Below are 17,851 nucleotides of genomic sequence, written 5' to 3'. Positions count from 1 at the left end.
GCGTTTAGTCTGGATCGATAATTTTCTTTTGCCAAGCCTTTTCTTTAGCCAATTCTTGACCAGTGGCGTTAATGATGTCTGTAACTGCAGAAATGTCGGAACTTGGGTCGATGTAAATGCTGAATCGCGACATACTATAGCCCATAGTTTTATTGATAACATGCTGAATCGTGCCATTCGGAACATAATGAACATTGCCCTCAGAATCTCGTATAACAGTAGTGCGAGTGCCGACTCTCTCGACGGTTCCAGCGGCTCCCATTACGTCAACAACATCGCCAACACGATATTGATTTTCGGCGATGATGAAAATACCAGACAAGAAGTCCTTAACGAGCGATTGAGCGCCAAATCCTAATGCCACACCGATTATGCCAGCACTAGCGAATAGCGGCGATAAATCAAATAGAAATAGTTTATTGGCGACAATTGCGGCGACATAGAAAATTATTATGATTTGCCAGAAACTTCGGGTTAATTGGATGAGAGTTTTTTCGCGCTTTTCTATGTCTTTACGGTGCCAGGAACGATGTTTAGCGGTGGAGCGTATAGAATAATGGATAGTCCAAGATAATAAATATTTCCCCAGAAAATAAACAAAAACAGAGCCGATAATAATGCTGACTGTGTCGATAATGCGCTCACTAATTAACCAGCCAAGGTTGTTGCCATGCAGCCATTGACCTAACGTAGAAGAATCTAAGAACTGTTTTATAAGCTTATCCATTATTGATTTAGTATAATAGAAAATATGAGTTTTGTCGATCCGAATCAATTTATTATCACTAGAAAACGTAAGAAGTATAAATTCGCTTTATTCCACAATTCACCTCTATGTTTTGAGTTTGAGGTGTGGGCGGGGATCGGTGAGGTTGTTTGTTGTGAGAAATTTGTTCTGGAACTGTACTGTTTGTTGTGGTGTTTGGGTTTGGTCATCCTGATAAGGCGTTTTTGGCAATTGACGTCAACGGTGATCGTTTGACAGTCCGGTGCGTCGGCAAGCTGAGGCTAGTGTTGCTTTGTTAATTTGTTTTTCACTGTTCAGTCGCGCGGCAGTTTGATCGGCTATACGCCGTTTGAGGTCTTGGGGGCCTATTTTTTTGGACGCTGATTTTGGTAACCTTTGCTGATCGGTTTCCTGCAGGTTAAGCGTAGCCTGCTGCGGCGTTCAGCTTAGCCAAACCTCATCCTCATTTTTTGGCTGCCTGTATTCTTCATTGCTCCAGTCGGACGGTTCTTTATGTCGTTGGTAATTTGACGATCACAATTTTTTCTGCTGGAGCTTGGAGCAATTGGTGGCAGAAAAATGGCAAATTAAAGAGTTGAGTTTTGATCTTCATGAATCCGCGCTAAATGACGAATATAAAATAATGACGACTTACGAACAAAGGTGGATTGGCGAAGGAAAAACTATTAATTTCGTAAGAGTTACGCGCTAATAAACGAAAGGAATATTATGCAATTTAACGATTATTCAACGAAAGCAATTTCTACTTTAACAGATAAAGATTCTCATAAATATGGCGATGTTGACGCGAGGTTGATGGCACAGATATTGGGATTAAGTGGCGAATCTGGCGAAGTTATGGAGAAGTTTAAGAAAATCCTACGTGATAAAAATGGCGAGATCTCAGAGAATGACCGCGACGCAATAATAAAAGAGCTCGGTGACGTGCTTTGGTATGTCAATTCTATAGCGCATTTGCTTGGTTGTAGTTTAGAGGAAGTGGCTCGCAGAAATAATGATAAACTGCTCAGTCGCCAGAGTCGGGGGAAGATTCACGGCAGCGGCGATGATCGCTAATTTTTAGCTAATTGCTCGCGAATCCATCCGTCGATTGTGCCAGCGCCCATACACAGGACGAGCTTTCCAGAGTTCCTTGCCGCGGTTATTTCTTGCCATAAACTGTCATCTAATTCAGCGAAATGAATTTTTTCTTTGTCGATATTTTTAGCAAGTTGTTGTGGCGTTAAAGTTGGCAAATCTGGATTTTCCCTAGTTAAGTAAGTTGGCAGCCAGTAAATTTCATTGGCATCATGGAAAATATCTTTTAGTGTATTGACCAATTATTTCGTGCTGGCGAACGTTTTGGTGTGGCTGATAAACCAGGACTACATCGTTTGACAACTCCTTAGCCATCTGTAGTGTTGCTTGAATTTCAACTGGGTGATGTCCATAGTCAGAGTATAGATTTTCGGCGAGCTTTTCAAAACGTCGTCCTGATCCGGGGAAGGAGTTTATTGCTTGGTATATTTCTGACTCCTCCGCGTCCACTTCGCATATTTTTCAAAGCTTCGATCACCAAAGTAGCGTTCTTTCGGTTATGCTCGCCGGGCAGAGTGATGTTTTTGTTGGAATCGTGCAAGATTGTTAGATTTTTCTCATCAAATATGGCGGAATTTTCTTGCCACGCGATAACTTTTTTAGATTTTTCACCGAATTCACGGAAGGCGTCTAAGTAAGATTCTTTTGTTGGATATGTGTCTGGATGGTCGTAATCAACAGATGTGATAAGGCTAATTTCTGGAGAAAAATGCAAAAAGTTGCGGTCAAATTCATCACACTCGTATACGAAAAATTGGCTATTTTTATCAAACGTTCCGCTTGGTCCAAAGCTTAAAGTCGAACCCACAGAATAACTAACAGGAATTTGCAATTGCTCCATTGTCCAGACTAGCATACTCGTTGTTGTGGTTTTTCCGTGAGTACCAGCGACCGCGATAAGTTTCAGGTTTTTATCGGCGATTATTTGCGCCAGTAACTCGTCGCGCTTGCTGGTTTTTATGCCTAATTTTCGCGCCAAGACTAATTCTGGGTGATTTTCTGGTAAAGCAGCGGTGTAAATAAACCAGTCAAATGGTGATTTATTGTGCTCTGATTGTAAGAACGCGCCAGATTGGTCAAAAGAAATAGGAATTCCGGCTGACTCTAATTCGTTTGTGATTAGACTTGGTGATTTGTCGGAGCCGCAAACGTCATATCCGGCCTCTAAGGCAATTCTGCTCAGTGGTCCGATGGCAACTCCGCCAATTCCTGAAAAATAAATTCGCATACAAATATTATACCACCGCAGCGGTAACAATATTCACGTCATTGGGATAATTTGCTATACTAAAATCATAGAGAAGGCGGTGGGATGGCTATAGATAAGAAGAAAACCAAGTTCAGAATTAAGCGACTCAGTCAGATTAAGACTTGGCAGTTGGTTATTTTATTGATTATGTCTGGTTTTATTTCGGCAACTTTTTTGAGGCTGAATAATGTTGGTATGGTCGAGCGACGAGAATCTGTGGAGCATGCGGATAAGGCTGGGGATATAGTTAATCTTCAGCAGCGACTATACGATTTGCAGCGTTATGTATCTACACATATGAACGCTGATCCGGGGAAGATTGCGCTGGATCATACGTATAAACAAATGTATGACCGGAAGCTGAAAGAGTTTGAAGAAGAGATAAAAAATCAGTCTAACAATGACACTGTGTCGAAGGTTAGGGCTGTCTGTGACGCTAGGGCACAGCAAGGCGGTTACGGCCGATTTACGACACAGGCGGATCCGAGGTATATCAATTGTATTAACGAGGAGTGGGCGAAATATCCTGCCGCGAAAGCCACTAACTTGCAGTTTGAAGCGCCTTCAACCGAGCCGTATTATCACACCTTCGTCTCGCCGATATGGTCAGCTGATTACGCGGGGTGGTCTTTGCTGGTGACGATATTTATTGCCATGATTATCGTAATGAGGTTGGTTGTTCTGGGGATGTTAAAGTTGATGCTTAGGCGACGAAATAAGCTTTTTTAGCTTGACAGGGGTGATATAGAGATAGTAATCTATATAGGTATATCATTAATAGGAGGTATATAACCAAATGTCTATATGAGTATGAGGATATTCGGCTGTCATCACATGTTTACTTGCATACACACCTGACGCTGCCGCCGACGGCGTGAGTGGACAGCACGATGGAAGCCGTTTACTTCTTCAAAAAGGTTGCCCAGCGTGAAAAGGGTACACCGTGTGATCTACCAGAAGATCGTATTGTGAAAGAAAACCCTCGCAGCGGCTGTTTGACAAATTTGAATAAAAAATAGAGCTTTTACTATTCCGTATGGGTATCTTACGCTATACCAGATGAAAACACGCAGATGCCCCAAAAAATTTAACTTCCGCCATACAGCGATCTCTCGGCTTGACTTCATGTTTACCGTGCGAGCCATATCCAGCCGGCCACACAGTTTGTTCAATATCATCGGCGTTTAAAATATATGACACTACGCCCGAAGGCGAGGCTGATCGACGTGTTGATCAGGGCTGTGGCACTTATTATGATTACGGATATAGTGTTGATGGCGATCGACCTGAGTGTAGTGGTGGTTTATCGAGTAGCGGAAAGCGGCCTAATATGAGAGGTTTGTGGCGCAGAAGTCGACATAGGCCTTATGGAGAGCCGTCTGAATCTGATTTGATGCATCCTAAGCCAGGAAGAGTCTCACTATCCGAGGAGCAAAGAGAGATAAATAGACGAGGCGCAGCTTTGGCACGTAAGGCTCTGGAGCGTGCGAGGAAGAATCGGGAGAATGGAAATTCTTCAGCTGCAAGTTCAAGCTGTCAAGTGCCGGAAGATATGATTGAGTCTGCTGAGGCTTCTTGGGGTGAGCGTCAGGGAGAATTGTTTTAGTGTATGTAAGTAACCTAAAAGAAAAAGCCCCCTTCTGAATGAAGAGGGATTTTTCTTGGTGGCGGGGGTAGGATTTGAACCTACGACCTTTTGGTTATGAGCCAAACGAGCTACCAGGCTGCTCTACCCCGCGATACATAATTATGATATCAGCTTAACGTGATAATTGCAACACCTTAGTGTTTATGACTATTGCCGCCAAATAGAAAGTTCATCCATTGCTGGAAATTGCTATCCGTTCGCTTCGCGCTCGACGCAAGTTTTTGGGCAGGCGTGGCGCTTTCGAAAGATTGGGTGATGAGCTGTTTTTCGCCAGGTAGACCTTTTCCTGTGCGCTGTCTAATAGTCAATTCTTGATACTCTTCGCTTTGATAATATTTCGATTCGTATTCCAGCAAGGCGACTTGCAATTTTTCTATTTCCACTTGCTGGCGTTTGTTGTCGATAGAGCGTTGCAGTTCGTAGTTTTTTTGCATTGATTCAATGGAGCCCCAAGCCCAACTCATAGCAATTAAAATCGCAGCAGCAATAACGACATTATTTAGGGTTAAATAGTCGTGCTGTATTCTGTAAATTAATCGTTTGAGTTTTAATTTGTTCATTTTGCAAATTTAATATCTACTACATAATATTGTAGCAGGAATGGTAAAAATATTCATCTTATGATTATCAAATTCAGACTGTGGTGGGGGCGGCTGGGATCGAACCAGCGACCAATCGGTTATGAGCCGACTGCTCTAACCCCTGAGCTACGCCCCCGTGAGACTTATTATAGCGCATCAGAGGTAATTATAGAAGTTTTCCGGCGGCAATTCGCACGGCTTCTGACCAAGAAGTAAAACAATGCGGCGTGGACGCCAGTTCTTCGCTGGTAATTTTATGTCGAACGGCCAGGGCTAGCTCGGCTGCCATATCGCTAGCGTGCGGTCCGACGATCGTTCCGCCTACGACAACTCGCTTTTTATCAACGATCAATTTCACAAAACCTATTCGCTGGTCGGTAATATTGCTGCGTACGGTAGTCGTGAGCGGAACAATTGCTATTTTTGCGCTTATTCCTTTCACCTTACAATCGTATTCATTCATTCCAATTTGAGCTATTTCTGGCTGAGTAAATGCAACTTGTAGGCGTGGGGAATCATTGAATTTAATCTTATTATTATGTAGCAAATTATGAGCCGCAATACGACTCTGCGCTAAAGCTGTGTGGGTTTGGATATTGGCGTCAGTTGCATTTCCTGCGGCAAAAATATGCCGAGCGGAAGTTTGCAGGGAAGAATTAACCAAAATGCCATTTTCGGTATATTTTACGCCAGCGTTTTCTAAGCCTAAATCTGTCGCAGGCAATTGTTGGTCGGCAATTAGAATCTCATCAACGCGTACAGATTTTTCTATTCGCCCTTGCAGAAAAGTGACGCGTTTTTGTATAGACGATTTTTGTATAGCGATAATCTTAGTGCGAGCTAAGATTGAAATATTGCGATTTTTTGCGTCATTCGTAACCAAAGCGCTGACTTCTGGGTCAAATGTTGATAATATTCTGGACGATTTCTCTGCTACGTAAACTTTTGTTCCCAGGGTGGAGAAGATGTGTGCCAATTCTAGTGCCGTAGCTCCCGCGCCAACAATGAACATGGTTTTTGGTGGGCGCTTTAAGCTAAAAATAGTTTTTGGAGTGTGGTAAGAAACGGCGCTTAATCCAGGTATTTCTGGAATTTGCCAATCAGATCCAGTTGCAATGAGAAATTTGCGAGCGGACAAGTGTCTTCGATTGACGGCTATTTCGTTCGGACTCAAGAAATGCGCATTGCCAGCAAAAACACTAATGCCTTGCTTCTCGTAATAATAGCGATTGCCGCCAGCTCCAGTTCTCTTTACAACTTTGTCTTTCCAGGAGAGTAGAGAAGGGTAATTATATCCAACCGAGTTAGTGCGCAGTCCAAATTTAGCGGCATCTTTGGCTGTTTGATAAACGTTAAGAGCGTGAGTTAAAAATCCAGTTGGTACATCTCCCCAGTTTGGTGATTCCCCGCCGAATGTTGATTTTTCTACAACAGCAACTTTTTTTCCGGCACTTGCTAATATGCTGGCTGCGGGTGAGCCGCCAGCGCCACTACCAATTACGATATAGTCATAGTCAAAAGTTGGTTTTTTGCGACATCAAATCTCCTAAATTATGGTTTTATAATTTTTATATGTATAGGTTTGCGTCAGGATGCAGAGTTTTCATAATGCGTTGTGCTTTGGCGGCGGATATCGGCAGAGGGTTATTTCTGGGTGAGTTTCTGCATCAATTCATAACGCCTAGAGTGACGGTTTTTGCAATGTCTTGAGCTTGTCCTTCTGGCGTACGAACGCTTAGGCAGGTGGCAATTATGGAATTGTGGAGCTTGTCTGGGCTAAACTCCTCTGGCGGCCGCTTTCCTTGTTTGATGACGTCAATTTGACCTGGCTTTACCATAGATTGCCTCCATAGCTAATGACGCCAATAACGCGGTCGACGAATAGGAATGCTGCTAAAATCAATAAGCTACCACCGCTGGCGAATTGCAAAAATCTCTTATGATCTTCCCGCCAACGTTGTAAATTAGAGATGCTGCGTCCGCTGCCGATCAAGACGATAACGACAAATAACGGCAGCGCGGACACGATGACGTAGATCGCTATGCTGATGATTTGCAAGAAAGGGTTTGGTAGGGTGATAATAGCCAGACTGGCGGCGATAATTGGCGCGATGATGAATATGATTTCTGCAATAACGCTAATTATTCCCAGAGCAAAGCTTTCTATGGAGTTTTTGGTTTTTTTGGTGCGCTTGTTTAAATATTCTGCAAAATTGCGTGGAAGCCATAATGAAGTTCCTGGTTGTCGTCGGAAGTAGAACGCCCAAATTGCGATTCCTAAGCCAAACATCATCCCTGAAGAGACGGCGGCAACGAGTTGCTCTGCGCTGGTGGCGTGGTGGATGAATAGTGATAAGAAATAGGAAATGGAGCTGATGAGCAGCAGAGTGATTGTTGAAACACCAAATACAAAACTGTTGCTCATACGAAAAATTTTTCTCTGGGCGGTTTTTTTGCCAATTGAATGTCCGCTAAGTAACGTTAAAACACTGACGCTAAGCTGAAAACTAGCGTGAATAATCGCTGCAAAAATTATGGTGGCCAGTGATGAGATTGTTACGGGGGTCATTTTTGTGTATAAATCCTTCCCTACCAGTGTACCACAAGCGGAATGAAAAGGTAAATAATGACCGAAAAAGGTATTGCTTTTTTGTCAAATTTATGATAGTATAAAGACAGTTAAATAATTAACACAAAAAGGAAAAAATATGGAAATCAACACCAGTGAATTAGCTGAATTTTTAGAAGTAACCCGAAAAAAGGATTTAGCAACGTGGGAGCGTCAGCGTAATTCATGGGAATTGGATAGTTTTGTGTCGCGACGATTGGCGGCTTTGGACGGCGTTCAATCTGAAGAGCTTGAGCTAATTTAATTCAGTATCTATAAAAAATTCCCCGTCGTATTGACGAGGAAAGATAATTTCTGGTAGCACCGGGTGGACCCGAACCACCGACCTCAGGCTTATGAGTCCTGCGCTCTAACCAGCTGAGCTACGGTGCCACACTGCATTGATTGTAACAGATAGTATAAAATTTGCCAAAAATACGTTTTAGGTAAATTATGTGAGATAATGGATATGTGAGATATATTATCGCAGTCAGTGGTGGGATTGATTCGGTAGTTTTTGCTGGATTTGATGTCGCGAACGGAAAAAGATTTGGTGGTCGCTCATTTTGACCACGGAATTCGTGAGGATTCGGCGAGTGATGCTAGATTTGTCGAGGCTTTAGCTGATAGATATAAAATACAATTCGTTTGTCGGCGCGAAAAATTGGGGGCTGATGCCAGTGAAGAATTGGCGCGCCAAAGGCGTTATGAATTTTTGCGTGGCGTGGCGACGGATTTTGATGGCGTGATAGTGACGGCGCATCATCGAGATGACATTATTGAAACTGTAGCGATGAATCTTAAGCGTGGCTCCAGGTGGCGAGGTTTGGCGAGGGAGTGAGTGATGAATTGGAAATAGTTAGGCCGATGAATGGTTGGACGAAGCAGAGAATTTATGAATATGCGATTCGTCAGAAATTGGAATGGTGTGAAGATGAGACAAATCAAAGCGACTTGTATCAGAGGAATAAATTTAGGCGTAAGATAAATCGTGAACTTGATGAATATCAGAAACTTGGAGTGTATGAGGCGTGGCGAAAACAGAGAGTTTTGAGGAAAAATTGAGCAGGAAATAGAGAAGTTTGATGGAGAAGTCCTGAGTCGGTATTTTTTGACGATGATAGATGATAATGTCGCACAAGAATTGCTATATTATTACGTTTTGCGACATTATGATGTGTCGTTACTGGGTTCTCAATTGGAGCGTATGCTAATTGCTATAAAAACTGGAAAAGCTGGCTCTTGCTGGCAAGTTGGTGGCGGCATTGTGATGAAATTGACGCTAAGAAGTGTTATAATAAAGAGAGTTTGATTAGTATAGGCGAAAGGATTAGTTGAGAATGGCTGTTAAGATGCCTCAAAGAAATGGAAAGAATAGAATAAGTCAAATTTTACGATTTGGATTGTTTTGGGCAATTATAATTTTTGTAGCGTTGATTTTTTACGCAACACTCTTCCCTGCGTCGAATCTTAAAGATGTTGCATTATCTGATGTAGTGCGTCGAGCAAATGACGGTAAAATTGCTCAATTGGAGATTCAAGGAAACGATATTAAGATTACTCCGAAAGATCAATCAAAACCTACCGAGCATTCAGTCAAGGAATCTAGTAGCATTTATGAGCAGGGCTTGAACAAGGATGCTAAGGTTGAGGTGAAGGTTATTCCACCATCCACAACCGGCGAAACCATGTGGAATCTGGCGGTTATGGTTGTGCCTGTGCTGATTATCGTGGTGTTCTTCATGTTTATGATGCGCCAAGCTCAGGGTCAAAATAATCAAGCGATGGGATTTGGCAAGAGTAAGGCTCGCCTGTATGGACAAGATAAAGAAAAGGTTCTGTTTACGGATATCGCTGGAAATGATAACGCCAAGCAAGATCTGCAGGAAGTTGTTGATTTCCTCAAGCATCCGAAGAAATATAAAGATTTGGGCGCAAAGATTCCAAAAGGCGTATTGTTAGTCGGTAATCCGGGTACGGGTAAGACGATGCTAGCTCGAGCTGTTGCTGGTGAGGCTGGTGTGCCATTCTTCTCGATTTCTGGTTCTGAATTCGTGGAAATGTTTGTTGGTGTTGGTGCTAGCCGAGTGCGAGATCTATTTTCTAAGGCTAAGAAAAATGCTCCATGTATTATCTTCATTGATGAGATTGATGCCGTGGGTCGTAAGCGTGGCTCTGGTATGGGTGGCGGTCATGATGAGCGCGAGCAAACTCTGAACCAGATTTTGGTGGAGATGGATGGTTTTGATGGCGAGACTAATGTTATTGTTTTGGCAGCAACCAACCGCGCGGATGTTTTGGATCCGGCTTTGCTTCGACCTGGACGGTTTGACCGACGTGTGACTATTACGCTTCCAGAGCGCAAAGATCGTGAGGCAATTCTGAAGGTTCACTTTAAGAAAAAGCCAACTGATGAAACTGTTGATCTTGATAAATTGGCGGCAAAAACCGCTGGCTCATCTGGTGCGGATTTGGCAAATATGGCTAATGAAGCTGCGATCATTGCTGCGCGTCGCAACAAGAAGAAGATCTCAAATGACGAATTAACTGAGGCGTTTGAGCGTGTGGCAATTGGTCCAGAGCGCAAGACTAAGATAATGAACGATCACGAGAAAGAGTTGACTGCTTATCACGAAGCTGGCCACGCAATTGTTGGTCACGTCTTGCCTGATTCTGACCCGGTTCACAAGGTTACGATTATTCCGCGCGGCGGTACTGGTGGAGTAACATGGTTCTTGCCGCCAGAAGATAAGAGCTACACAAATGTTTACGAGTTTAAGGATATTTTGGCTCGGGCAATGGGCGGACGAATCGCTGAACAATTGATTTACGGCGATGACGGAATCACTACTGGAGCTGGTTCGGATTTGCGAAAAGCGACTGAAATTGCCCGCGATATGGTGATTGAGCAAGGAATGGGCAAGGGCTTGCGCGATCAAGTATTCCACGAAGATAACGGCGGCTTGATGTTCGATAAAATGACCAGAGAGCGTCCGTATTCTGATGAAACTGCGAAGATGATTGATGAGGAAGTTGCGCAATTGATTACCGAAGCCAAACATCGTGCAATGTTGGTATTGAAAGAGAATCGTTCGTTCCTTGATAAGTTGGCCGAGGCTCTACTGAAGGAAGAAACTCTGGAAGAATCTGAGGTTGACGAGATTCTTAAAGGCACTAAATTACCAAAAGAAGCTAAACTGCATTCGTAAAATACTATGGGGCGCGTTCGTAGTACGGTTACGAAAATAAATCAGCGGCTTAATGTGAAATTGGCTGCTACGATTCTGGCGGGCTCGACGTTGTTGTCGAGCTTGTTGGGGTTTTTTCGTGATCGTCTGCTTAACTCCGCCTACATGCCGAGCGAAAATGGAGCATTGGCGGGATACCCGGTTGGACTAGATGCTTATACGGCGGCTTTTCATGGTGCCAGATTTTATGTTTGCAGTGCTGGTTTTCTGGTGCGCTTAGTGTGACGTTCATTCCAGTTTTTAATGGCGGCGCTGGGTCAAGGGCAATAAGCAGTCGGCTTGGCAAATTAGCTCGAGCATGATTAATTTTATGGCGCTAATAACTATGGCGGCGTCGGTGCTGATTATTATTTTTGCTGATCCGTTGATGAAGTATTTAATCGCACCTGGTCTGAGCACTGAGTCTGGTCATGCTTTGGCGGTTAGTATGATGCAGGTGATTGCGGTTAATCCGTTTATTTTTGCGGTTGCGGCGGTGATTGCTAGTATCCAGCAAGCGGTCGGGCGATTTATGTTCTGTGCGCTGGCGCCAATGCTATATAACGTCGGTATTATTATCGGTACAGTGTGGTTTACTGGCGGTGTCAATTTATTCGGTTGGCAGATTTTTGACGGCGGCATTATGGGCGTGGCGTTGGGTGTGGTTTTGGGGTCATTTTTGCAATTGATCGTCAGCGCGGTTGGGTTGGCTGGGCTTGGATTTGATTACAATTTCAAAATTTATTGGCGGAATAAGGGATTTAGGAAAGTTTTATCTTTATTGCCTGCGCGTTCTGTTGATCAAGGAATGGATTATGTGGTTAGCTTGGTTGAGGTCAATTTGGCTTCGCGTTTGGTTGATGGAACGGTTAGGGCGTACCAGCAGGCTTTGACTCTTCATATGATGCCGATCAATCTTATTGGCGTGGCGATTTCAAATGCCGCCTTTCCTCAATTGACTGAGCATTTGGGTGAAGGTCGAAATGACCTATTTCAAAAAGACCTGCGTTCCCTGCTGAGAATTATTTTTTGGATGGCGCTTCCGGTGTCGGTGGTGATTTTCTTTACCAGGGGATACGTTGTGCATTTTATTCGTAATGGTGGTGATCAGCTGATTGCTGGAATTTTGGGCTGTTTTGGTTGTGGCAATTTTATTCCGAACTATTTACCATATGGCCGCGCGAGCATTTTACGCCCGCCAAGATACGAAAACTCCGCTGTATATTTCAATTTTCTCGATTACTTTGAATATTATTTTAGCAATTGTTCTATCGATGGTCTTGAAAATGGGCGCGTATGGATTGGCTTGGGCTCAATCGACAGTGGCGGTTTTGGAAGTGGTTGTGCTTTTGGCGGTTATGAATCGTCAAATGCCAAAATTATTCGACATGACGTTTGTGCGAGCGATTTTTAAGATGATAATTGCTGGTACTGTTACGGGCGTGGTTTGTTATATTGCCGTGCTAATTATGCCGTTTCGTTATCATGACGACAGCTTCTTTAGCGCTTTTCCGAAATTTGTTATCATTTCATTGGTTAGTTTTGGCGCGTATGCCGCGGCTTCAAAGTGGCTAAAATTGCCAGAAATTGACCCGATTCTTGCACGATTGAAAAAAGTGTTATTTGGACGATTGGAGTTTAAGGGCTAATGGAAAATATTCGGAATTTTTGTATTATTGCTCACATTGATCACGGCAAGTCTACGCTGGCTGATCGAATGATGGAGATGACTGGGACGGTAGAAAAGCGCGAGATGAAGTCGCAGTTGCTGGATTCGATGGATTTGGAGCGGGAAAAAGGCATTACTATTAAGTTGGCGCCGGTGCGAATGCGATATCATTACCGTCAGCCAGCGGCAACCGCTTCCTCTCAATCGAATGTCGCAGACAACGCCAGCGACAGGGCTATCGATTCATTGGAAGGATTACCGCCAGCTGGAGATTACGATCTGAATTTGATTGACACTCCGGGGCATGTCGATTTTAGTTATGAAGTCTTGGCGTAGTTTGCAGGCTTGCGAGGGCGCGATATTGGTGGTTGATGCTAGCCAGGGAATTCAGGCGCAAACATTGTCGAATGTTTACTTGGCGATGGAGCAGGATTTGACGATTATTCCGGTCTTGAATAAGGTTGATTTGCCGGCCGCCGATATACCGCGCGTATCCAGGCAAGTTATTAATTTGTTGGGTTGCGACGAGCGCGAGATTATTCATATTTCTGCTAAAACTGGTCAAAATGTAGATAAGGTTTTGGATGCGGTTGTTGATAAAATTCCGGCGCCAACTGGCGAGGTTGATGATCCGACTAGGGCGCTGATTTTTGATAGCTATTATGATGATTATCGCGGCGTGATTTTATACGTGCGGGTGGTTGATGGGCGAATTAAAAAGGGCGAGTCTATCCGAATGATGGCGACTGGCGCAAATGGGCTAGCTCTGGAAGTTGGTCATCTTAGCCCAGCCATGCAGCCCGACCCTTCGCTTGAAACTGGCGAAATTGGCTATATTGTAACAAACCTGAAAACGACACGCGAGGCGCGGGTGGGTGATACGGTAACGCTGAAGAAGTATTTAGAATAAAATTAGCAATAAGGAGAAAGCTACGAGCTCGCAAACAATCAGCTTAACTGAATTACAAAAACACCTCGATCAAACTTGTAAGGAGAAGGGTTGGGATAAAAATTCTGTCACTGAAGTATTCTTATTGTTTGCTGAGGAAGTTGGCGAGCTGGCGAAGGCGGTTCGCAAAGAGACAGGATTTAAGGGTGAGAAAAAGACCTGATAACCACGACAATCTGCGCGAGGAGTTTGCGGACGTGCTGAACTATTTGATGGAATTGGCAAATCGGTTTGACGTCAATTTGGCGGAAGTGTATTTTGAGAAGCACAAGATCAACCAGACGCGACAGTGGAAAATAGTATATACTGTTATTACGAAAAAGCGCAGATGTAATAAAATGTACGAAATGGGTATTGATATCATCTGTTGTTGGCAATTATGAGTAATTTCAAAAACTTTACAGAGAAGATTAGGTGTCGGGTGATTCCGATAACACGCGACCGTCGTTTGTGTGGTTGGATGAGAAAATTGTCGACGATGATTCGTATAGTATTTTTATGAATGGACGATCATACGAACTTTGGTGAAGAATACGATGACTTTTTGTGTGTTACTGTTGACAGTTTTGCCGAGCTAGCAGACGCTATTCTCCGTGAGTTGTATGCGCGCGGATTTTCATCGTCAGACTATAAACTGATCAACGAAAATTATGTTCATCTAGATTATAGCTTTTTGAGCGATGACATACCTTGGGTTGCTTGGCGTAATGTTGATGTAATAGTTAAGGGTGATATTACTGACGAGAAGGACTATCGTCGCGACAAAGCTAAACGCGGTCGGTGGATGAGTTACACTGAACTGGTTCAGGTTATTGGCAAGAATCAAGCTCATAAGATTTTTGAGGATTTATGGGTTAGACCTCAGTGTGTAAGGAATAATTTGCTGAGAATGAGTAGGTGTGCGGGGAGTGATTTGCTGTGCGTTTATATAAGAACGTTGAGCTTGATATAATAATACATAGTTATGACTGAAAAAATTACCGTCCAGCCACTTCCAGGTTATAAAGAAGTTAAGCCCTTCGTTTATGCGGGGTTTTTCCCGGTGTCCAATGAAGACTATAACGACTTGAAAGAGGCAATTGAAAAGTTGAGCCTGAGCGATTCGGCGCTGCAATTCGAGCCGGAGAATTCGCCGGTTCTGGGCTATGGTGTGCGAATCGGTTTTTTGGGATTGCTACATATGGACATTATTCGCGAGCGATTGGAGCGTGAATATAATTTGGATTTAATTGTGACCAATCCGAGTACTGATTATCAAGTTAGTTTGACGAATGGCGAGGAGCTGGATATTAAGTCTGCTAGTGAATTGCCCGACCCAGCGCAAATAAAAGAGATTCGCGAGCCGTGGATTGATGGTGAAATTGTTGTGCCACAGGATTACATCGGTGCGGTGATTCAGTTGATCGTGAGCAAGCGTGGTCGCCAGAAAAACCTGAGTTACATTGACGAGCGGGCGCTGATTTCATTTGCGGCGCCACTTGCGAATTTGTTGACGGATTTTTATGACCAATTGAAATCTATTACCAGCGGCTACGGTTCGTTTAATTATGAGTTGGCGGATTATCAAGTGGAAGATTTGGTGCGCGTCGATTTTTATGTGGCGGGCGAAATGGTTGATTCGCTGAGCGTGATGTGTCATCGGTCGGAATCGCAGCATTTGGGGCGTGAGATTGTTAAGAAATTGAAGGAAGTCGTGCCGCGTCAGAGTTTTGAGGTTTCGTTGCAAGCGGCAATTGGCGGTAAATTTATTGCCAGGGAAAATATCGGCGCTTATCGAAAAGATGTTACGGGCTATCTTTACGGCGGCGATGTCAGTCGTAAAAAGAAGCTTCTCGCCAAGCAAGCGCGCGGTAAAAAACGAATGAAACGCTTCGGTAAAGTCGACATACCGAGCGAAGCGTTTATGGTAATGTTGAAAAGGGATTAGTTCCTATATAGAAATTGATTTGGTGGGTGGTTAATTTCCTGATTGGCAATTGGTGTTGGATGAGTTATCATAAATAAATATTATGTCTGAGATTGAAAGTTTAATCACCAATTATCAGCCAGCCGAATCAACTATCCAGTTAGTGCGGGACACAAAGATTGCGCTGCTGGCGGGAATTTCTGGCGCTGGTAAGGATACGATAAAAAAACGATTATTAAAGCTGCCGGAATTTCGCGACATCGTTTCGCACACCACGCGTCCGCCGCGGGTTAATAACGGATGCGTCGAGCAAGATGGAATTGACTATCATTTTATTGATTCGCAAACTGCCGAAAATATGCTACAAAATAATGAATTTATTGAAGCAAAGTTTGTTCACGGTACGGTTTATGGGACGTCGGTGGCTGAGCTAAAATTAGCGCATGATCAGAACCGCGTGGCAATTACCGACATTGACGTTCAGGGTGTGGAGGAATATGAGCGATTGGCGCCAGATAGTATTGCGATTTTTATTGTGCCACCAAATAGCCAAACTTGGATTGAGCGATTAAAAAAACGTTACGCAACTGAAGAAGATTTTCAAGCGGAGTGGCCGAAGCGTCATGCCTCGGCGATAAAAGAGTTGGCTTATGCGCTTGAAGTTCCGTATTATCACGTGATTATTAATGACGACTTGGATAGGGCTGTTCGGGTGACCGAAGAAATTATTTTACGGGGTGATATTTTTAAGCGCCAGGACGACGAAGCTCGTTTGGCGGCCCGGGGTCTTCTCAATGATATAATTAAGATATGAGTTCAATAAAAACCCCAAAGAAAATAGCAGCTATTGGCTCTCAGTCATCAAAAACCATCACCATACTGCTAGATCAATCGTTTTTCATTTTTGCTGGCTTGGCGTCGTTTTGGTTAGCCTGGCTGGTGTTTAGGGAGGGCTTGGCGACGGGCGGCTGGTGGCTGGTTGGTCTATTTTTTGTGGTTTGGGCAATTGTTTCTTATCTGGCGCTGCCACGTCTACATAGAATATTGAGCAATATGTACGTGCCAAATTATTTTATTGGTAGAACCCGAACTGCTGACGGCATATTGAGTGACCCTATCAACCTGAGTGTGCGTGGTTCTGAGGATAAGTTGCATAAGGCTATGACTGCGGCTGGCTGGGTGCTGGCCGATGACATTACGCCGCGATCTGCTTGGAAGATGGTCCTTACCGTATTAAGCGGGCGTAGTTATCCTAACGCCCCAGTCTCGCCAGCTTTTTTGTTTGGGCGGCGACAAGATTTCGCTTACCAGCAAGAAGTTGATGGCAATCCAAGGCGTCGTCATCATGTGCGATTCTGGCGTTGTCCGGATGGTTGGCTGCTGCCGGGTGGTCATCGGGTGGATTGGTTAGCGGCTGGCTCTTACGACAAAAGTGTCGGATTATCGTTGTTTACCTTTCAGTTGACGCATAAAATTGACGAAGATATCGATATCGAAAGAGACTACATTATCGAATCTGTTAAAAAAAGCGAAAAGTATATTCGTGTAACAGTTTTAAAGGATTTTTCAACGGGCTATCATTCGCGCAATGGTTTCGGAGACTCCATTCGCACTGATGGCGATTTGCCGATTTTGGAAGTCGGTCGGATAAAGACTGACGATAATGTCACGGCTTCAACGCGGCTCGGGGTGATTATGGACGGCACAATTTATGATCGTCATCCGCGAAATCACGAAACCTTATTGGAAGAGCTTTGGGGCCGCCGACCACCGCAGATTTTAATTGGCGGCGGACTGATGATTCTGGCGTCGTTGTTTACAATCGGGCAAATGTTGGTGGACTTTTCTAGCTGGCCGACGACTTTGGTGCAAGTTGCGAATATTGATGGAATTGATATAAATGCCGCGAATACCATGTTGTCAATGATGGCTGGTTTTAATGTGTTGTTGGTTGTGGCGGAAATCGTGCTGGTTGGGCTGCTACTTCGAGGAAGTAGTCGAGCGCGAATCTCACTACTTTCTGTGGCGGCATTAGCTATTGTTACCGAATCTTTATCCGTGACAATTGGGCGAATTAATGCGTCGATTATGTTGCTTTTGATCTCAATTGGCGTGCATATTATGATCATGATGTTGTTCTCTTCAGATGCAGCGCGCTACTTTACGGAAAGACGATAGGGCTTGGCACT

At 43.9% G+C, this 17,851-nt stretch carries 24 protein-coding genes, 3 tRNA genes and 2 pseudogenes; 19 read left to right on the top strand and 10 right to left on the bottom strand.

Annotated elements, in window-relative coordinates; translation table 11 throughout:
* Nucleotides 1–4: 4 nt before the first annotated feature.
* On the bottom strand, nucleotides 5–727 hold the full coding sequence (locus KOY49_RS04330; protein WP_232736139.1) for a mechanosensitive ion channel family protein: 723 nt from the start codon (nucleotides 725–727) through the stop codon (nucleotides 5–7).
* Nucleotides 728–1,295: 568 nt separating this feature from the next.
* Here KOY49_RS04330 and KOY49_RS04325 point away from each other — a divergent pair.
* Nucleotides 1,296–1,439: a class I SAM-dependent methyltransferase gene (locus KOY49_RS04325; protein WP_232736138.1), complete on the top strand. Its 144-nt coding sequence runs from the start codon at nucleotides 1,296–1,298 to the stop codon at nucleotides 1,437–1,439.
* Nucleotides 1,440–1,456: 17 nt separating this feature from the next.
* The gene (locus KOY49_RS04320) at nucleotides 1,457–1,804 is read left to right on the top strand and encodes a nucleoside triphosphate pyrophosphohydrolase family protein (RefSeq protein WP_232736137.1); all 348 of its coding nucleotides are present in this window, start codon (nucleotides 1,457–1,459) and stop codon (nucleotides 1,802–1,804) included.
* On the opposite strand, the gene KOY49_RS04315 is transcribed toward KOY49_RS04320, so the two are convergent.
* The gene (locus tag KOY49_RS04315; RefSeq protein WP_232736136.1) at nucleotides 1,801–2,067 is read right to left on the bottom strand and encodes a hypothetical protein; all 267 of its coding nucleotides are present in this window, start codon (nucleotides 2,065–2,067) and stop codon (nucleotides 1,801–1,803) included. The genes KOY49_RS04320 and KOY49_RS04315 overlap by 4 nt on opposite strands.
* Nucleotides 2,068–2,207: 140 nt before the next feature.
* Nucleotides 2,208–3,053, bottom strand: a complete 846-nt coding sequence (locus KOY49_RS04310) for a Mur ligase domain-containing protein (RefSeq protein WP_232736135.1) — start codon at nucleotides 3,051–3,053, stop codon at nucleotides 2,208–2,210.
* An 84-nt stretch (nucleotides 3,054–3,137) separates the two neighbouring features.
* On the opposite strand from KOY49_RS04310, the gene KOY49_RS04305 reads away from it, so the two are divergent.
* The 3 genes from KOY49_RS04305 (at nucleotide 3,138) to KOY49_RS04295 (ending at nucleotide 4,680) form a co-directional block, all read left to right on the top strand.
* Complete coding sequence (locus tag KOY49_RS04305) at nucleotides 3,138–3,803, top strand: hypothetical protein (RefSeq protein WP_232736134.1); 666 nt, start codon at nucleotides 3,138–3,140, stop codon at nucleotides 3,801–3,803.
* A 464-nt stretch (nucleotides 3,804–4,267) separates the two neighbouring features.
* Nucleotides 4,268–4,408, top strand: a complete 141-nt coding sequence (locus KOY49_RS04300) for a hypothetical protein (protein ID WP_232736133.1) — start codon at nucleotides 4,268–4,270, stop codon at nucleotides 4,406–4,408.
* Nucleotides 4,409–4,536: 128 nt separating this feature from the next.
* Nucleotides 4,537–4,680, top strand: coding sequence for a hypothetical protein (locus KOY49_RS04295; protein WP_232736132.1), 144 nt, complete (start codon nucleotides 4,537–4,539; stop codon nucleotides 4,678–4,680).
* A 56-nt stretch (nucleotides 4,681–4,736) separates the two neighbouring features.
* Here KOY49_RS04295 and KOY49_RS04290 read toward each other — a convergent pair.
* The 6 genes from KOY49_RS04290 to KOY49_RS04265 all read right to left on the bottom strand — a co-directional run bounded on the left by KOY49_RS04290 (nucleotide 4,737) and on the right by KOY49_RS04265 (nucleotide 7,872).
* Nucleotides 4,737–4,813, bottom strand: a tRNA-Met gene (locus tag KOY49_RS04290).
* 43 nt (nucleotides 4,814–4,856) lie between these two features.
* Entirely contained in the window at nucleotides 4,857–5,282 is a 426-nt protein-coding gene (locus KOY49_RS04285; RefSeq protein ID WP_129743585.1) for a hypothetical protein, read from the bottom strand.
* An 81-nt stretch (nucleotides 5,283–5,363) separates the two neighbouring features.
* A tRNA-Ile gene (locus KOY49_RS04280) sits at nucleotides 5,364–5,439 on the bottom strand.
* A 30-nt stretch (nucleotides 5,440–5,469) separates the two neighbouring features.
* Nucleotides 5,470–6,765 (bottom strand): dihydrolipoyl dehydrogenase family protein, encoded by a 1,296-nt coding sequence (locus KOY49_RS04275; protein ID WP_232736569.1) that lies wholly within the window; start codon nucleotides 6,763–6,765, stop codon nucleotides 5,470–5,472.
* Nucleotides 6,766–6,970: 205 nt separating this feature from the next.
* Nucleotides 6,971–7,141 (bottom strand): hypothetical protein, encoded by a 171-nt coding sequence (locus KOY49_RS04270; protein ID WP_232736131.1) that lies wholly within the window; start codon nucleotides 7,139–7,141, stop codon nucleotides 6,971–6,973.
* Nucleotides 7,135–7,872: a hypothetical protein gene (locus tag KOY49_RS04265; RefSeq protein WP_232736130.1), complete on the bottom strand. Its 738-nt coding sequence runs from the start codon at nucleotides 7,870–7,872 to the stop codon at nucleotides 7,135–7,137. The genes KOY49_RS04270 and KOY49_RS04265 overlap by 7 nt, the downstream gene beginning before the upstream one ends.
* Nucleotides 7,873–8,011: 139 nt before the next feature.
* Here KOY49_RS04265 and KOY49_RS04260 point away from each other — a divergent pair, with 139 nt between their 5' ends.
* Complete coding sequence (locus tag KOY49_RS04260) at nucleotides 8,012–8,176, top strand: hypothetical protein (RefSeq protein ID WP_164999847.1); 165 nt, start codon at nucleotides 8,012–8,014, stop codon at nucleotides 8,174–8,176.
* A gap of 51 nt (nucleotides 8,177–8,227) precedes the next feature.
* Here the strand turns inward: KOY49_RS04260 and KOY49_RS04255 are convergent.
* Nucleotides 8,228–8,304, bottom strand: a tRNA-Met gene (locus KOY49_RS04255).
* A gap of 136 nt (nucleotides 8,305–8,440) precedes the next feature.
* Between KOY49_RS04255 and KOY49_RS05115 the strand changes: the two genes are divergently transcribed.
* From KOY49_RS05115 to KOY49_RS04200, 13 genes and pseudogenes are all read left to right on the top strand, one after another.
* Entirely contained in the window at nucleotides 8,441–8,752 is a 312-nt protein-coding gene (locus tag KOY49_RS05115) for a tRNA lysidine(34) synthetase (protein WP_269802147.1), read from the top strand.
* A complete protein-coding gene (locus KOY49_RS05110; protein WP_269802146.1) occupies nucleotides 8,749–8,976 on the top strand; it encodes a PP-loop family protein in 228 nt (75 codons plus the stop codon). Before KOY49_RS05115 ends, KOY49_RS05110 begins: the two co-directional genes overlap by 4 nt.
* A 52-nt stretch (nucleotides 8,977–9,028) precedes the next feature.
* Nucleotides 9,029–9,223, top strand: a complete 195-nt coding sequence (locus tag KOY49_RS04245) for a hypothetical protein (RefSeq protein ID WP_232736129.1) — start codon at nucleotides 9,029–9,031, stop codon at nucleotides 9,221–9,223.
* A gap of 28 nt (nucleotides 9,224–9,251) precedes the next feature.
* The gene (ftsH, locus tag KOY49_RS04240; RefSeq protein WP_129634956.1) at nucleotides 9,252–11,120 is read left to right on the top strand and encodes an ATP-dependent zinc metalloprotease FtsH; all 1,869 of its coding nucleotides are present in this window, start codon (nucleotides 9,252–9,254) and stop codon (nucleotides 11,118–11,120) included.
* A gap of 6 nt (nucleotides 11,121–11,126) precedes the next feature.
* Complete coding sequence (locus tag KOY49_RS04235) at nucleotides 11,127–11,384, top strand: hypothetical protein (protein WP_232736128.1); 258 nt, start codon at nucleotides 11,127–11,129, stop codon at nucleotides 11,382–11,384.
* Between the two features lie 73 nt (nucleotides 11,385–11,457).
* Nucleotides 11,458–12,168 (top strand): annotated as a pseudogene (locus KOY49_RS05105) (lipid II flippase MurJ); the annotation flags it as partial.
* A gap of 142 nt (nucleotides 12,169–12,310) precedes the next feature.
* Nucleotides 12,311–12,787 carry a lipid II flippase MurJ gene (locus KOY49_RS05100; RefSeq protein ID WP_269802145.1) on the top strand — a complete coding sequence of 159 codons (477 nt, stop codon included), beginning with the start codon at nucleotides 12,311–12,313 and terminating at the stop codon, nucleotides 12,785–12,787.
* Nucleotides 12,787–13,696, top strand: a pseudogene (locus tag KOY49_RS05280) (GTP-binding protein); the annotation flags it as partial. The gene KOY49_RS05100 and the pseudogene KOY49_RS05280, both read left to right, overlap by 1 nt.
* Before the next feature lie 206 nt (nucleotides 13,697–13,902).
* Nucleotides 13,903–14,139 (top strand): hypothetical protein, encoded by a 237-nt coding sequence (locus tag KOY49_RS04220; RefSeq protein ID WP_232736127.1) that lies wholly within the window; start codon nucleotides 13,903–13,905, stop codon nucleotides 14,137–14,139.
* 119 nt (nucleotides 14,140–14,258) lie between these two features.
* Nucleotides 14,259–14,708, top strand: a complete 450-nt coding sequence (locus KOY49_RS04215) for a hypothetical protein (RefSeq protein ID WP_232736126.1) — start codon at nucleotides 14,259–14,261, stop codon at nucleotides 14,706–14,708.
* Between the two features lie 12 nt (nucleotides 14,709–14,720).
* Complete coding sequence (locus KOY49_RS04210) at nucleotides 14,721–15,683, top strand: elongation factor 4 family protein (protein WP_129744684.1); 963 nt, start codon at nucleotides 14,721–14,723, stop codon at nucleotides 15,681–15,683.
* A gap of 82 nt (nucleotides 15,684–15,765) precedes the next feature.
* Nucleotides 15,766–16,476 (top strand): guanylate kinase, encoded by a 711-nt coding sequence (locus KOY49_RS04205; protein ID WP_232736125.1) that lies wholly within the window; start codon nucleotides 15,766–15,768, stop codon nucleotides 16,474–16,476.
* Nucleotides 16,473–17,840, top strand: a complete 1,368-nt coding sequence (locus KOY49_RS04200) for an LssY C-terminal domain-containing protein (RefSeq protein WP_232736124.1) — start codon at nucleotides 16,473–16,475, stop codon at nucleotides 17,838–17,840. Before KOY49_RS04205 ends, KOY49_RS04200 begins: the two co-directional genes overlap by 4 nt.
* Nucleotides 17,841–17,851 lie beyond the last annotated feature (11 nt).

This window comes from Candidatus Minimicrobia vallesae, assembly GCF_018866205.1.
GTDB lineage: Bacteria > Patescibacteriota > Saccharimonadia > Saccharimonadales > Saccharimonadaceae > Nanosynbacter > Nanosynbacter vallesae.
This window is presented reverse-complemented; position numbering and strand designations above follow the sequence as displayed.